Source organism: Pseudomonas sp. NPDC088890, assembly GCF_044900155.1.
In the GTDB taxonomy this organism is placed as follows: domain Bacteria; phylum Pseudomonadota; class Gammaproteobacteria; order Pseudomonadales; family Pseudomonadaceae; genus Aquipseudomonas; species Aquipseudomonas urmiensis.
The window spans coordinates 41,250-55,607 of sequence record NZ_JBJDNG010000016.1 but is presented as its reverse complement, the minus strand read 5'-3'; the positions used below and the strand labels follow the sequence as shown (position 1 = coordinate 55,607).

The following is a 14,358-nucleotide window of genomic DNA, read 5'->3' as shown; positions in this document are numbered from 1 at the left end:
TTGAGCCACAGGGGCGCCGCAAGGCGCCCTTGTTGTTTGTGCTGTTCTGTTCTGTGTTTCGTCCCTGTGCTCGATCCGTGACGGCGATTGACCTGCCGCGACAACACTTCACTTAATCTTTCTCACTTGCAGGTGTATCGTATTCGCCCTTCATCGCCGGCCACTGCTGGCAGACTGATTGCGCATAAGAGGTACCTGCACCGATGTCCTTAACCCGTCGACAAATGCTCAAGGGCCTGACCGGCCTGGTCCTGGTTGGCCTGGGCGCTGGAGGCGCAGTGCGCTATTGGCTGGGCAAGGTCGAGGACGAGAATGCCGGACATGACTACGAGCTGATCGCCGCGCCGCTCGAGGTCGAGCTGGTACCTGGCTTCAAGAGCGAGGCCTGGGCGTTCGGTCCGTCGGTGCCGGGTACCGAATTGCGGGTACGCCAGGGCACCTGGCTGCGGGTGCGGTTCATCAACCACCTGCCGGTAGAAACCACCATTCACTGGCATGGCATCCGCCTGCCGCTGGAAATGGACGGTGTGCCCTATGTGTCGCAACTGCCGGTCAAGCCGGGCGAGTTCTTCGACTACAAGTTCCGCGTGCCGGATGCTGGCAGCTATTGGTACCACCCGCACGTCGCCAGCTCCGAAGAGCTTGGTCGCGGCCTGGTCGGGCCGTTGATCGTCGAGGAGCGCGAGCCCACCGGATTTGTTCACGAGCGGACCTTGAGCCTGAAGACCTGGCACGTGGACGAGCAGGGCGGCTGGATGCCCTTTAGCGTACCGCGTGAGGCAGCGCGCAACGGCACGGCGGGGCGGTTGATCACCATCAATGGCCAGGCCGAGTCAGTCACTGAGCTGCCCGCTGGCCAAGTGGTGCGGGTACGCCTGCTGAACCTGGATAACACCTGGACCTACCGGATCAACCTGCGTGGCAACTGCGAGGCGATGATCTATGCCCTGGACGGCAACCCGATCACCCCGCGGCCGCTGAAGAAAGACTATTGGCTGGGTCCGGGCATGCGTATCTGCCTGGCCATCCGTATTCCTGAGGCGGGTGAAGAAATCTCCTTGCGTGATGGTTTCGTACGCCTGGGCACCCTGCGTTCGGTGGCGACTACCGAGGCACCAGGCGATTGGCCGCCCGCGTTGCCGGCCAACCCGATTGCCGAGCCGGACCTGGAAAATGCCGAGAAGCTCAACTTCAATTTCGAGTGGGCTGGCAAGGTGTCGGTCGGCACCGAGAACGGCAAGCCGCCGAGCCTGTGGCAGATCAACGGCCAGGCCTGGGACATTACCGACAAGACCTGCGCCGAGCGGCCGATTGCCACGTTGCAGAAGGGCAAGAGCTACATCTTCGAACTGAAGAACATGACCCAGTACCAGCACCCGATTCACCTGCATGGTATGACTTTCAAGGTGATCGGCTCCAATCGCCACAAGATCACCGAGCCGTGGTTCACCGACACTTACCTGCTGGGCAAGAACGAGCGTGCGCAGATCGCATTGGTGGCCGATAACCCGGGCACCTGGATGTTCCACTGCCATGTCATCGACCACATGGAAACCGGCCTGATGGCCGCGATTGCGGTGGTCTGATGCGCCCGCAGATCATCGATCGCAGCCGTGATCAGGAATTCATGCGTCTGGCCCTGCAACTGGCTGCCGAGGGCGCGGCGTTGGGTGAGGTGCCGGTGGGCGCAGTGCTGGTGCAACACGGCCAGGTCATCGGCAGCGGCTTCAATCGGCCGATTATCGATAGCGACCCCAGTGCCCATGCCGAGATGGTCGCGATTCGCGCGGCAGCCACGGCGGCCAGCAACTATCGACTGCCTGGCAGCACCCTGTACGTGACCCTGGAGCCGTGCAGCATGTGTGCGGGCCTGATCGTCCATTCGCGGGTGATGCGGGTGGTGTATGGCGCGCTGGAGCCCAAGGCGGGGATCGTGCAGAGCCAGGGGCAGTTCTTTACCCAGGGCTTTCTCAATCATCGGGTGATGTTCGAGGGTGGGGTGCTGGCCGAGGAGTGCGGGCAGATCTTGAGCGAGTTCTTCAAGGCGCGCCGGGCGAAGGTGTAAGAGGCTACGGTGATCGAGGTTGTGCCGGCCCTTTCGCGGGGTAGCGGCCACACAACCGCTGCGCCTCACATCGGCGGTGACTGTTCCGCCGGCTTGTCCTTGTTGACCCCAGGCACATGCAAGCTGCCCTCGGCTACCTGGCCTTCAAGCTGCGGCTGGGTCACCCAGGTCAGGATGTCGTAGTAACGGCGAATGTTGGCCACGAAGTGCACCGGCTCACCGCCGCGGGCATAGCCATATTTGGTCTTGCTGTACCACTGTTTCTGCGACAGGCGCGGAAGCATCTTCTTCACGTCCAGCCACTTGTTCGGGTTGAGCTTTTCGCGCTTGGCCAGGGTGCGCGCATCTTCCAGGTGGCCGCTGCCGACGTTGTAGGCGGCCAGTGCGAACCAGGTGCGGTCTGGCTCCTTGATGCTGTCGTCGAGCTGTTCCTTGACCAGCATGAAGTACTTGGCGCCACCGGTAATGCTCTGCTTGGGGTCCAGGCGGTTGGACACGCCCATCGCCTGGGCGGTGCGCTGGGTCAGCATCATCAGGCCGCGTACGCCAGTCTTGGAGGTGACCTCCGGCTGCCACATCGATTCCTGGTAGCCAATCGCCGCGAGCAGGCGCCAGTCGACCTCTTCGACCTTGGCCGAGGCCTTGAAGTGCTTCTCGTACTTTGGCAGGCGTTGCTGCAAATGCTGGGCGAAGGTATAGGCGCCGACATAGCCGAGAACGTCGACATGGCCGTAGTAGCGATCTTTCAGGCGTTGCAGGGTGCCGTTTTTCTCGGCCTTGTCGAGAAACTCGTTGACCTCGTTGAGCAGGCTGTTGTCTTCACCAGCAGCCACTGCCCAGCGCTGATCGCGGCTGTCGCCCAGGTCGAAGGCCACGCGCACGTTGGGGAAGTAGACCTGGTTCATCGCCAGCTCGTTGGAATCCACCAGGGTCAGGTCGATCTGACCCTCATCGACCATACGCAGCAGGTCGACCACCTCGACCGCGTCGGACTCTTCATATTCAAGGGTAGGAAACTGCTTTTTCAGCGCCGCCAGCTGTTCTGCATGGCTGCTGCCCTTGAGCACCATGATCTTCTTGCCGATCAGGCCCTTGGCTTGAGTCGGGCGCGAGCGGCCATTGCGGTAGATGACCTGTGGGGTGACTTCCAGGTAGGGGTGGGAGAACTTCGCCTGGGTGTTGCGTTTTTCACTGCTGACCAGGCCAGCGGCGGCCAGCACCGGGCCTGATGGTTTGCCCAGTTGATCGAACAACTGGTCGAGATTGTCGGCGGTCTCGATCTCAAGCTTGACCCCCAGGTCATCGGCAAAGCGCTTGACCAGTTCGTATTCGAAGCCGGTTTCGCCGTTGCGGTCCTGGAAGTAGGTGGCCGGGCTGTTGCGGGTTATCACGCGCAGCACGCCGTCCTCCTTGACGCGTTCGAGGGTGCTGGGTTTTTCAACACAGGCACCGAGCATCAGGAAGAGTCCGGTTGCGAAGAGCCATTTGGCGCAACGCTGGCGCAAAGCAGTGTGGGCGAACATAGGTTGCAGTATACGCAAAGGGCAGCCCGCGCCATATCTCGACAATAGCTGGCTGGTCTGCTAGCGGTTTCAGCCTGATCTCGGCTCGCGGAGCCCATGGGGGCGGGTTTACCGGCGTAGGCGGCGGCCAATGCATTGACCCATTCTCAGCCAAACCCGCTCCCTCAGGGGCCGCGTGCACGTTCGATCAAGAGGTGGTTTTTCTGACCCCGAAGTCCGGTTCGGCCGCCCGGCAGCATTGGCTTAGAGCGGGTGCCGAAACGCGTGAAATTACGCTAGAATGCACGGCCTCTAAGCACACCCCTTCCTGAGGCTGTCCCGACGATGTTGATCCTGCGCGGCGCTCCTGCCCTTTCTGCCTTTCGCCACGGTAAGCTACTCGAGCAACTGAGCCAGAAAGTCCCCGCTGTTACCGGCTTGTATGCCGAATTCGCCCACTTCGCCGAAGTCGACGGTGAGTTGACCGCTGACCAGCAGCAGGTGCTGGCCCGTCTGCTCAAGTACGGTCCGAGCGTCCCGGTGCAGGAGCCAAGTGGCCGCCTGTTCCTGGTGGTACCGCGTCTGGGCACGATTTCGCCATGGTCTTCCAAGGCCAGCGACATCGCCCACAACTGCGGCCTGCAGCACATCCAGCGCCTGGAGCGCGGAATCGCCTACTACGTGGCAGGCAACCTGTCTGACGCCGATGCCGCAGTGGTCGCCGCCGAGCTGCACGACCGCATGACCCAGCGCGTGCTGGGCCGTCTGGAAGAGGCGGGCGATCTGTTCAGCCACGCCCAGCCCAAGCCGATGACCTCGGTAGACATCCTCGCTGGCGGGCGCGACGCCCTGGCGCAAGCCAACCTCGACCTGGGCCTGGCCCTGGCCGAAGACGAGATCGACTACCTGGTCGCTGCCTTCCAGGGTCTCAAGCGCAACCCGAACGACATCGAACTGATGATGTTCGCCCAGGCCAACTCCGAGCACTGCCGGCACAAGATCTTCAACGCCAGCTGGGACATCGACGGCCAGGCGCAGGACAAGAGCCTGTTCGGCATGATCAAGAACACCTACCAGATGCACAGCGAAGGCGTGTTGTCCGCATACAAGGACAACGCCTCGGTGATCGTCGGTTCCGTGGCCGGTCGCTTCTACCCGAATCCTGAGACCCGCCAGTACGGCGCGGTGCAGGAGCCGGTGCACATCCTGATGAAGGTCGAGACGCACAACCACCCGACCGCCATCTCGCCGTTCTCCGGCGCTTCCACCGGTTCCGGTGGCGAAATTCGTGACGAAGGCGCGACCGGTCGCGGTGCCAAGCCCAAGGCTGGCCTGACCGGTTTCACCGTGTCCAACCTGCGCATCCCAGGCTTCGAACAGCCTTGGGAGAAGGCTTATGGCAAGCCTGAGCGCATCGTCAACGCCCTCGATATCATGGTCGAAGGCCCGTTGGGCGGCGCTGCCTTCAACAACGAGTTCGGCCGTCCGGCGCTGACCGGTTACTTCCGGACCTTCGAGCAGTCGATCAACACCCCGCACGGCGAAGAAGTCCGCGGCTACCACAAGCCAATCATGCTTGCCGGCGGCCTGGGCAACATCCGTGAAGACCACGTGCAGAAAGGCGAGATCACCGTCGGCGCCAAGCTGATCGTGCTCGGCGGCCCGGCCATGCTGATCGGCCTGGGCGGCGGCGCGGCGTCGTCGGTTGCTACCGGTGCCAGCTCGGCTGACCTGGATTTTGCCTCGGTACAGCGCGAGAACCCGGAAATGGAACGCCGCTGCCAAGAGGTCATCGACCGCTGCTGGCAGCTGGGCGAGCACAACCCGATCGCCTTCATCCATGACGTCGGCGCCGGTGGTATTTCCAACGCCTTCCCCGAGCTGGTCAACGACGGTGGTCGTGGTGGCCGCTTCGAGCTGCGCAACGTGCCCAACGACGAGCCGGGCATGGCCCCGCACGAAATCTGGAGCAACGAATCCCAAGAGCGTTATGTGCTGGCCGTCAGCGCTGGCGACTTCGAGCGCTTCAAGGCGATCTGTGAGCGTGAGCGTTGCCCGTTCGCTGTCGTCGGCGAGGCGACCGAAGAGCCGCACCTGACCGTGACCGACAGCCACTTCGGCAACACCCCGGTGGACATGCCGCTCGATGTGCTGCTGGGCAAGCCGCCACGCATGCACCGCTCGGTCACCCGCGAAGCGGAGCTGGGCGATGACTTCGACCCAAGCGTGCTGGAACTGAAAGATTCGGTCGAGCGCGTCCTGCGTCACCCGGCAGTGGCCAGCAAGAGCTTCCTGATCACCATCGGCGACCGCACCATCACCGGCTTGGTTGCCCGTGACCAGATGGTTGGCCCGTGGCAGGTGCCGGTGGCCGACTGCGCCGTCACCGCCACCAGCTTCGACGTCTACACCGGTGAAGCCATGGCCATGGGCGAGCGCACTCCGCTGGCACTGCTCGACGCCCCGGCGTCCGGCCGTATGGCGATCGGCGAGACCCTGACCAACCTGGCCGCCTCGCGCATCGAAAAGCTGTCCGACATCAAACTGTCGGCCAACTGGATGTCCGCCGCCGGTCACCCGGGTGAAGACGCCCGCCTGTACGACACCGTCAAGGCTGTCGGCATGGAGCTGTGCCCGGAGTTGGGCCTGACCATTCCGGTCGGCAAGGACTCCATGTCGATGAAGACCAAATGGAGCGAAGAGGGCGCCGAGAAGAGCGTTACCTCGCCAATGTCGCTGATCGTCAGCGGCTTCGCGCCAGTGGTCGACATCCGCAAGACCCTGACCCCGCAACTGCGCATGGACAAGGGCGAGACCGACCTGATTCTGATCGACCTGGGCCGCGGCAAAAACCGCATGGGCGCTTCGATTCTCGCCCAGACCCACGGCAAACTCGGCGCCCAGGCACCGGACGTGGACGACGCCGAAGACCTCAAGGCGTTCTTCGCCGTGATCCAGGGCCTGAACGCCGACGGCCATCTGCTGGCTTACCATGACCGCTCCGACGGCGGCCTGCTTACCACCGTGCTGGAAATGGCCTTCGCTGGCCACTGCGGTCTGGACCTGGAGCTGGACACCCTGACCAGCAAGCGCGAGAAAGTCGCGGCTATCCTCTTCAACGAAGAATTGGGTGCGGTGATCCAGGTACGTCAAGATGCCACCCCAGATGTACTGGCCCAGTTCAGCGCGGCTGGCCTGGGTGAAGATTGCGTCGCAGTGATCGGCCAGCCGATCAACAACGGCGAAGTGCTGATCAAGCTGGCCGGCGAAGAGCTGTTCAAGGGCGACCGTCGCCTGCTGCAACGCCAGTGGGCAGAAACCAGCTACCAGATCCAGCGCCTGCGCGACAACGCTGACTGCGCGGACCAGGAATTCGACGTCCTGCTCGAAGAAGACAATCCAGGTCTGAGCGTCAAGCTCGGCTTTGATGTCAACCAGGACATCGCTGCGCCTTACATCAAGAAGGGTGTGCGCCCACAAGTGGCGATCTTGCGTGAGCAGGGCGTCAACGGCCAGGTGGAAATGGCGGCGGCGTTCGACCGTGCGGGCTTCAATGCCATCGACGTGCACATGAGCGACATCCTCGCCGGTCGGGTCGACCTGGAAACCTTCAAAGGCCTGGTGGCCTGCGGTGGCTTCTCCTACGGCGACGTGCTCGGTGCTGGTGAAGGCTGGGCCAAGTCGGCGCTGTTCAACATCCGCGCCCGCGATGCTTTCCAAGCGTTCTTCGAGCGTACCGACAGCTTCACCCTGGGCGTGTGCAACGGTTGCCAGATGATGTCCAACCTGCACGAGCTGATCCCTGGCACCGAGTACTGGCCGCACTTCGTGCGTAACCGCTCGGAGCAGTTCGAGGCGCGCGTGGCCATGGTCGAGGTGCAGAAGTCCAACTCGATCTTCCTCCAGGGTATGGCCGGTTCGCATATGCCGATCGCCATCGCCCACGGTGAAGGTCATGCCGAGTTCGCCAGCCAGGAAGCACTGCTTGAAGCTGACTTGTCCGGTTGCGTGGCGCTGCGCTTCGTCGACAACCACGGCAAGGTTACCGAGAGCTACCCGGCCAACCCCAACGGCTCGCCACGGGGTATCACCGGTCTCACCAGCCGCGACGGCCGGGTGACCATCATGATGCCGCACCCGGAGCGTGTGTTCCGTGCTGTGCAGAACTCCTGGCGCCCGGACGAGTGGCAGGAAGACGCCGCTTGGATGCGCATGTTCCGCAATGCGCGGGTGTGGGTGAACTAAGGTGTACAAGCTCGCCTTCTTCGTCCCGGCCAGCCATGTCGAAGTGGTCAAGGCCGCTGTGTTCGCCGCAGGTGGCGGACGCATCGGCGACTATGACCACTGCGCCTGGCAGACCCTCGGCCAAGGCCAGTTTCGCCCGTTGGACGGCAGCCAGCCGTACCTCGGGCAAAGCGGGCAGGTCGAAGTGGTGGAGGAGTGGAAGGTCGAGCTGGTAGTGGCGGATGAGCTGATTGCTCAGGTCGTCGCTGCCCTCAAAGCGAGTCATCCGTATGAGACGCCAGCCTATGAGGCCTGGCGTCTAGCGGATATCTGAAAGACATACTGATCAACTCAGTGAGGCAAGGGTGAGCGAATGCCCACCTATTGCGTCACTGAAACCCCGAGCCGCTCAGATTCTCTCCCGCGCCGATCAGATCCAGAGGTTCGCGTGTCTCCAGTTCCTCCAAGCGCTTCCGAGCGGCTGCTCGGTATTGCTCATAGCGCTTGATGTATAGGCTTAGTTCGGTACCTTCCGCAATCTTCTCCGGGTTTCTGCTAGCCCAGAGACTCACGATTTCATCCTGCCAATCGAGATCATTTGGATGCCAGAAAAAACTACTGGCGATTTCTACTGGGTCTTGTTCCTGATCACCCTGCCAGTACTTGTAGATCGATTGCCCTACCTTATCGACTGCATACCGAGCCAGCAATTGGGCTATTAAGTGGAAGGGGTGCGTATCATGATCTTTGGCGAGCTGTGAGTGGGTAGCACTCACATGTGCATGAGTATTGGGGTCGTCGCCCAGGTAGGTCTGCAGCTCGTCGATTTGATCACCTGCCCACTCCACCACCGTTTGCATGAGGCTATTGGTGAGATTTCGCAGCGTTCGAAATGGGGTGCTGACTAACCAGTCCAGATACTCAAGTGTCTGGAACGTAGAACTGTTGGCTAGCTCATCCCGCACCTCGAGTGCCTTTACAAGTATCGCTCTCCACTCAGGATCTTCTTTGAGAAGAATCAGCAACGCTTGTTCGCCATCACTTCGCTCTCCGGGAACAGTGGGTTTGAATACATGACCGGGTGCTGGAAACAGAATTTTGGCCAAGGGCTCGGCGACGCTGGCGAGGATGTCCGAACCGCTGAACAGCCCGGTCACGACCGGCCAGCGATGTTTGCATGGTTTCTCGGTCGTCCAGGCCAATACATCGGTGTAACCGACCTTGCGCAGGCTGAGCTCTACGAAGTTGGAGTGAGCAAAGAAATCTTCAAGCACGTGCAAGGCTTCACCAAAGTAGCGCATGCCTGTCGGTGTCTTGCCTGCTCGCATCGCCGCGCGCAGCTTTCTGCGCATGTAGCGTTCGGCTTCCTCTATATGCATTGTCATAGAGCGTGCGTAATGGACGGTGGTCAGCCTGTCACCGGGCCGTACCAAGGGTTCGAAGTCCTCATCGATCGTCTGCGGATCAATTGCGCATTCGTCGAGGTTGGTGGGGTTGTCGATGTGTTCTGAAGGGCGATAGACGCCAAGTATCTCTGGCGTAACGGTATAGGCTACGCGCTCCTCGTCGGTCATTTGCAGGCGGTTGAATTCTATCAGTGCCAGCAGGTCGACAAACTCAGTAAGCACCTCTCTGGAGATTTTCGTTGGGAAGTTTCTGCGAGCGTCTTGCGGGCGAACAATTTTGGGATCTATCAACTGTGAATGGTCGCGCAGCCAGTTGCCGAAATAGATTTGTTTGACTTCAACGGCATTGAAACCCGAAAGGTTCAGTACCTGAGCGATGGACTCGTGGCCGTGACTCTCCGCAGAATCGCCAAGGCCTGCTCCAAACCGAGGCGTTGGTGATAGTTGTTGGGGGGCATGATCAGTAAGCTTTTTCATACGACGTCCTCAATCGATGTTTGGGACGTTCAGATTGGTTGCCTGGGTGCGGTAGATAAATATGGAAATAGCGACCCGGCAACGAAGTCAGATCTAGCTTACGGCGCTTGGTCTATTTTCATCACACGCTTGAAGTGTTTGAAGCGGGTTAGCAACAGCCGGTATGCCCGTCGCAACTCAGGAATACCGGCTTGCCCAGTGCTTCAACCATCACTACGTGGTCTATGCACCAGTGTGCACGCCACAAGCCCCAGCTCGAACAACACCCACATCGGCACCGCCAGCATCGTCTGAGAAAACACATCAGGCGGTGTCAGAATCATCCCCACCACGAAGCAGCCGACGATCACATAGGGCCGACTGCGGCGCAGCGTGGCTACATCGGTCAGCCCGGCCCAGACCACGATGAACGTCGCCACCGGGATCTCGAACGCCAGGCCGAAAGCCAGGAACAGCGCCATGATGAAGTCCAGGTAAAGGCCGATATCGGTCATCATCGCCACCCCATCGGGGGTAACGCTGGCGAAGAAGCCGAACATCATCGGAAACACCAGGAAGAACGCAAAGGCCATCCCGCCATAGAACAGCACGATGCTCGATACCAGCAGCGGCAGGGCTATGCGCCGTTCGCGGCGGTACAGCCCCGGGGCAATGAATCCCCAAGCCTGGTGCAACAACAACGGCATGGCCAGGAACAGCGCGCACATCGCGGTCAACTTGAACGGGGTCAAGAACGGCGAGGTGACGCTGGTGGCGATCATGCTGGTGCCTTCCGGCAGATAACGGCGCAACGGTTCGGAGATCAGCGTGTAGAGGGTCTGGGCGAACGGGAACAACGCGCCGAACAGCAGCGCGATCACTAACAACGAGCGCATCAGTCGCTTGCGCAGATCCCTCAGGTGTTCGGTCAACGGCATGCGCCCTTGCTGCTGCATGGCAATGCTCATGAGACGTTCTCCTTGGCAGGCACTGGCGCCGCGGCGTCATTGGCCGGTTCTCCCTCCAGGCGGATGCCCTGGCGAATCTCCTGTTCCAGCCGGTGCAGCGGCGCGGCGTCCAACGGCGGCAGGTCGATTTCCCGCTCCACCTGGGTGCGCAGCGCATGCATCGCCCGCCGTGCTTGGCCTAACCCGCGGCCAACGGCGCGCGCCGCCACCGGCAGGCGCTCGGGGCCGAGCACCAGCAGGGCGACGACCCCGACCAGGATCATTTCGGTAAAGCCGATCTCGAACATCAGGCCTGACGATCCGCTTGCGCTTGCTGCACGGTCTGGCCGTTCAGGGGGGCTTGTTGTTGCACCTGTGGGTTGCTTGGGCTGGCTTCACTGTCCCCGCCCATGGACTTGCGAAAACCCTGGATCGCCTCGCCAACATCGCTGCCCAGGCCTTTCAGACGCTTGGTGCCAAATAGCAGGAAGACAATCAACAGCACGATCACCAATTGCCAGATTCCGATACCACCCATGTCAGACCACTCCTGTAAGGTCATCAAAAGAGCAGCAATCCTGCCTGGCCTAGATGACGTGGTGATTACTGTCAGGCATTGCCATCTGCCTGAAACAAGCGCGGTGTTGACTGGCCTCTTTGCCGATTGGAAAAAGGAGGGCGAGGATGGGTGGCAAACGCCAGCAAGGTGCTGCGTTGTTGATGGTGATGGTCGCGCTGGCGATGATCGCTGCGGGCCTGACCTGGCTGGTGGAGGGCGGACGTCGGCAGGTGGATGAAGTGCGCCTGTTACAGCAGCGGGTGCAAGCGCGGGCCATGGAGCAGGCCGGGCTGGCCTATGCCGAACAGGCGCTGCGCGATCCTGCCTGGCGGGCCAGCCCGTTGTTCTGGCAAGCCTTGCGCGGCCAGCCGCTGGACTATGACTTCGGGGCAGGCAAGGCGCAACTGCGCGTGCGTGATCAGCACACCTGCTTCAACGTCAATGCGCTGCTGGGCGAGGATGGCGAGCGGGCTGAGCGTCAGTTGCGTCTGCTGCTGGGCGATGACCTGGCCGCCGAGCGCCTGGTGCACGCGCTGGCTGACTGGATCGATGCGGACAGTGACGCACGCCTGCAGGGTGCGGAGAGTCCCCAGTATCTACGTCAGCAACCCGCGCGCCTGGCGGCTAACCAACCGATGGTCGACAGCAGCGAGCTGAATCTATTGCTGGCCCCCGACGCGCAGCGCCAGGGCCGTTACCCGATGCTCTGTGCACTGGCGCAGACCAGTGGCTGGCGGCTCAATGCCAACGCACTTGGCCTGGAACATTTGCCCCTGCTGGAGGCGTTGTATGAGGAGCGTTATTCGCGCTCGTTGCTGAGCCGCATCGTCACGGGGCGTCCAGCGGCGGGGTATGTGGATGCGGCGGCGTTGCGCCAGGCGTTGGGGGCAGTGGATGACGAAACGTTCGAGCGCTTGAGCGAGGGGTTGCTGCTCAACAGTGGGCATTACCTGTTGCAGCTGTCGTTCGAGGAGGAGGGGCTGAAGTTGCGCAGTCAGTTTCAGGTGGAGGCGTTGGGCGTGGTGCAGTGGCACGCACGGGTACCGGCGCAGCAGGTGCGAGTGCGCAGCCGTGAGTCTTTGCCATGGTGATAGCAAGTAGTCGAGGGCCGCAGAGCGGCCCCCGAACATCCATCAGGCGGTGCCAATCTCGCCGCCATCATTACGCTGAATCACCACCGTCGAAGCCCGTGGTCGCACGGTAGTTCCGGCCGGCGCGGCATCGGTTGCCACATCGTTGAACGGCCAGTTTTCCGGGTGCTGGATGTTGACGAACATCGACTTGTTGTCCGGGGCAAAGGCTATCCCGGTGACCTCGCAGCCATTAGGGCCGACGAAGAAGCGCCGCAGGTCCACCTGGTTCTGCGCGTTGACCGGAATCTGCTTGCCGGCAGCATCGACCAGATCGGTCGGAATCACCGCCAGCAGTTGGTCGTTGGTGTAGCTGGTCAAGGTCGACTCACCGTTGTCGGTCTCGAACCACAACACCCCACGGCTATCGAAGCTCATGCCGTCGGGGCTGGCGAACTGGTTCAGTTCGGTCAGGCCAGAGCGGTTGATGTCGGCAGTGCCGGCGGCGTTGGCGCCGAACACGAAGATGTCCCAGTTGAAGCTGGTGTGATCATCGCTGTCGTGCCAACGAATGATGTGGCCGTGGCGGTTCGGCCCACGTGGGTTGGCCGCATCGACTTTTTCCGGGGTGCGCGAGCTGTTGTTGGTCAGGGTCAGGTAGACGTCGCCGTTGAGTGGGTTGACGGCAGTCCACTCGGGGCGGTCCATCGGCGTGGCACCGACGGCATCGGCGGCGCCACGGGTGTGCAAGATGATTCCCGGCAGGTCGCCGTACAACGCACCGAGGGTGCTGCCAGCGGTGGTAGCGGTGGCGACGTCGAGCAGCAGCCAGTCACCGCTACCGTCGGCATTGAAGCGGGCGACATACAGCTTGCCTTGGTCCATGTACTTGGCGCCGGTGGCCAGGCGGTCGGCTGGAGTGGCATCTGCTGGGTCCCACACGGCATCGGAGACGAACTTGTACAGGTACTCGTTATTGGAATCGTCGCCGGTGTACCAGACCAGCGGCTTGCCCGCCACCGGCAGGCCCGGGCAGCAGCCCTCGTGGCGGAAGCGACCGAGGGCGGTGCGTTTTACCGCCAGGGTGCTGGCGTTGTACGGATCGATCTCGACGATGTAGCCGTAGGTGCTGGCTTCGTTGCGGAAGTCGTCGGTGGCGCTGGCGCCGGTCGGGGTAACGTCGAAGCGGGCGAACTCGTCGTCCACCTCGCTTGGGTCACCTGCGCAGGTTTCCCACTTGTACTGGCCGCTGGAAGTACCCACGCCGATACGCGACTGGTCGGCTGGACGGGTGCCTTTGTTGACGAAGATGCCCGGCCAGTTTTCCTCGCAGGTCAGGTAGGTGCCCCACGGCGTGTAGCCATTGCCGCAGTTGTTGTTGGTGCCGCGGCACTGGGTGCCGGCTGGGGAGAACTTGGTCTTGACGTGGTCGGTGCCGCGCAGGGGGCCGGCGATGTCCATCAGCGAAACGGTGGTGAAGCGGCGATTGAGCGGGTCATTGTCGACCACCTGCCAGCGGCCGTTGACCTTGCTCAGGCGAACCACGCCGGCGCCGTGGGCGTTGATTTCCTTGCGCGCTTCTTCGACCGGGCGCTTGCCGCTGCCATCGGTGGTGGGCCCTGCCGGATGCAAGGCTTGGGCGTCGATGTATTCGAAGTTGATCGCCAGCAAGCCGTCATCGGAGCTGCCGTTGATTGGGAAGAAGTGCATGCCGTCATGGTGCATGCCCATGGCGTTGGCCTGGTCTGCCGCAGTGTTGCTACCGTCGGATTTCCACGGGTTGCCATTGCTGTTCAGTGGCGTGCCCCACGGTGCCAGGACGTAGGCGCTGTAGCCGGCGGCGACCACGCAGGCGTCGGTCCGCGAGCCTGCGATGGAGTTGAAGCCCAGCTTGAGTTTCGGCGTTTCTGGATTGGTTGGAGCCGAATCGTCGTCATCCGAACCGCCACCGCCGTCGAAGCAGCCGGTCAGGCCGGTCCCGGCGATCATCGCGATCGCGGCGCCAAGGCTGCCGCGCATCACGGTGCGACGGCTCAGGTAGGCGTCCATGACGCTGGCCATTGGCAGGTTGCCGCTTAGGTTGCGGTCTAGGTTGTCGCCGGTGTCTCGACTCATCAGGGTGTCCTTAT

At 62.0% G+C, this 14,358-nt stretch carries 11 protein-coding genes; 5 read left to right on the top strand and 6 right to left on the bottom strand.

The features are described 5' to 3' along the window. The first annotated feature begins 203 nt into the window (after positions 1–203). Together ACI2JX_RS23445 and tadA are read left to right on the top strand one after the other, a co-directional pair. Positions 204–1,586: a multicopper oxidase family protein gene (locus ACI2JX_RS23445; RefSeq protein ID WP_404691091.1), complete on the top strand. Its 1,383-nt coding sequence runs from the start codon at positions 204–206 to the stop codon at positions 1,584–1,586. Further along, positions 1,586–2,065 carry a tRNA adenosine(34) deaminase TadA gene (gene tadA, locus ACI2JX_RS23440; RefSeq protein ID WP_186556405.1) on the top strand — a complete coding sequence of 160 codons (480 nt, stop codon included), beginning with the start codon at positions 1,586–1,588 and terminating at the stop codon, positions 2,063–2,065. The genes ACI2JX_RS23445 and tadA overlap by 1 nt, the downstream gene beginning before the upstream one ends. 65 nt (positions 2,066–2,130) lie before the next feature. Here tadA and mltF read toward each other — a convergent pair whose 3' ends face one another. Continuing rightward, entirely contained in the window at positions 2,131–3,588 is a 1,458-nt protein-coding gene (gene mltF / locus ACI2JX_RS23435) for a membrane-bound lytic murein transglycosylase MltF (RefSeq protein ID WP_368972179.1), read from the bottom strand. A gap of 324 nt (positions 3,589–3,912) precedes the next feature. Here mltF and purL point away from each other — a divergent pair, with 324 nt between their 5' ends. Continuing rightward, positions 3,913–7,812, top strand: coding sequence for a phosphoribosylformylglycinamidine synthase (purL, locus tag ACI2JX_RS23430; RefSeq protein WP_404691090.1), 3,900 nt, complete (start codon positions 3,913–3,915; stop codon positions 7,810–7,812). Between the two features lies 1 nt (position 7,813). Next, positions 7,814–8,125: an NGG1p interacting factor NIF3 gene (locus tag ACI2JX_RS23425; protein ID WP_404691089.1), complete on the top strand. Its 312-nt coding sequence runs from the start codon at positions 7,814–7,816 to the stop codon at positions 8,123–8,125. Positions 8,126–8,180: 55 nt separating this feature from the next. On the opposite strand, the gene ACI2JX_RS23420 is transcribed toward ACI2JX_RS23425, so the two are convergent. The 4 genes from ACI2JX_RS23420 to tatA form a co-directional block, all read right to left on the bottom strand. Beyond that, positions 8,181–9,674, bottom strand: a complete 1,494-nt coding sequence (locus ACI2JX_RS23420) for an HET-C-related protein (protein WP_404691088.1) — start codon at positions 9,672–9,674, stop codon at positions 8,181–8,183. Positions 9,675–9,877: 203 nt separating this feature from the next. After that, positions 9,878–10,621, bottom strand: a complete 744-nt coding sequence (gene tatC, locus ACI2JX_RS23415; RefSeq protein WP_264237027.1) for a twin-arginine translocase subunit TatC — start codon at positions 10,619–10,621, stop codon at positions 9,878–9,880. Then, positions 10,618–10,908, bottom strand: a complete 291-nt coding sequence (gene tatB, locus ACI2JX_RS23410) for a Sec-independent protein translocase protein TatB (RefSeq protein ID WP_404691087.1) — start codon at positions 10,906–10,908, stop codon at positions 10,618–10,620. The genes tatC and tatB overlap by 4 nt, the downstream gene beginning before the upstream one ends. Continuing rightward, positions 10,908–11,138: a twin-arginine translocase TatA/TatE family subunit gene (tatA, locus tag ACI2JX_RS23405; RefSeq protein WP_264237029.1), complete on the bottom strand. Its 231-nt coding sequence runs from the start codon at positions 11,136–11,138 to the stop codon at positions 10,908–10,910. Before tatA ends, tatB begins: the two co-directional genes overlap by 1 nt. A 146-nt stretch (positions 11,139–11,284) precedes the next feature. Here tatA and gspK point away from each other — a divergent pair, with 146 nt between their 5' ends. Then, the gene (gspK, locus tag ACI2JX_RS23400; protein ID WP_404691086.1) at positions 11,285–12,250 is read left to right on the top strand and encodes a type II secretion system minor pseudopilin GspK; all 966 of its coding nucleotides are present in this window, start codon (positions 11,285–11,287) and stop codon (positions 12,248–12,250) included. Positions 12,251–12,292: 42 nt separating this feature from the next. Here the strand turns inward: gspK and ACI2JX_RS23395 are convergent, their stop codons facing one another. Next, positions 12,293–14,344: a PhoX family phosphatase gene (locus ACI2JX_RS23395; protein WP_264237031.1), complete on the bottom strand. Its 2,052-nt coding sequence runs from the start codon at positions 14,342–14,344 to the stop codon at positions 12,293–12,295. Positions 14,345–14,358 lie beyond the last annotated feature (14 nt).

Excerpts from the sequence above, each read along its gene's own strand:
- ACI2JX_RS23445 (WP_404691091.1), top strand. The coding sequence starts at position 204 with ATGTCCTTAACCCGTCGACAAATGCTCAAGGGCCTGACCGGCCTGGTC.
- tadA (WP_186556405.1), top strand. The coding sequence starts at position 1,586 with ATGCGCCCGCAGATCATCGATCGCAGCCGTGATCAGGAATTCATGCGT.
- mltF (WP_368972179.1), bottom strand. The coding sequence starts at position 3,588 with ATGTTCGCCCACACTGCTTTGCGCCAGCGTTGCGCCAAATGGCTCTTC.
- purL (WP_404691090.1), top strand. The coding sequence starts at position 3,913 with ATGTTGATCCTGCGCGGCGCTCCTGCCCTTTCTGCCTTTCGCCACGGT.
- ACI2JX_RS23420 (WP_404691088.1), bottom strand. The coding sequence starts at position 9,674 with ATGAAAAAGCTTACTGATCATGCCCCCCAACAACTATCACCAACGCCT.
- tatC (WP_264237027.1), bottom strand. The coding sequence starts at position 10,621 with ATGAGCATTGCCATGCAGCAGCAAGGGCGCATGCCGTTGACCGAACAC.
- tatB (WP_404691087.1), bottom strand. The coding sequence starts at position 10,908 with ATGTTCGAGATCGGCTTTACCGAAATGATCCTGGTCGGGGTCGTCGCC.
- tatA (WP_264237029.1), bottom strand. The coding sequence starts at position 11,138 with ATGGGTGGTATCGGAATCTGGCAATTGGTGATCGTGCTGTTGATTGTC.
- gspK (WP_404691086.1), top strand. The coding sequence starts at position 11,285 with ATGGGTGGCAAACGCCAGCAAGGTGCTGCGTTGTTGATGGTGATGGTC.
- ACI2JX_RS23395 (WP_264237031.1), bottom strand. The coding sequence starts at position 14,344 with ATGAGTCGAGACACCGGCGACAACCTAGACCGCAACCTAAGCGGCAAC.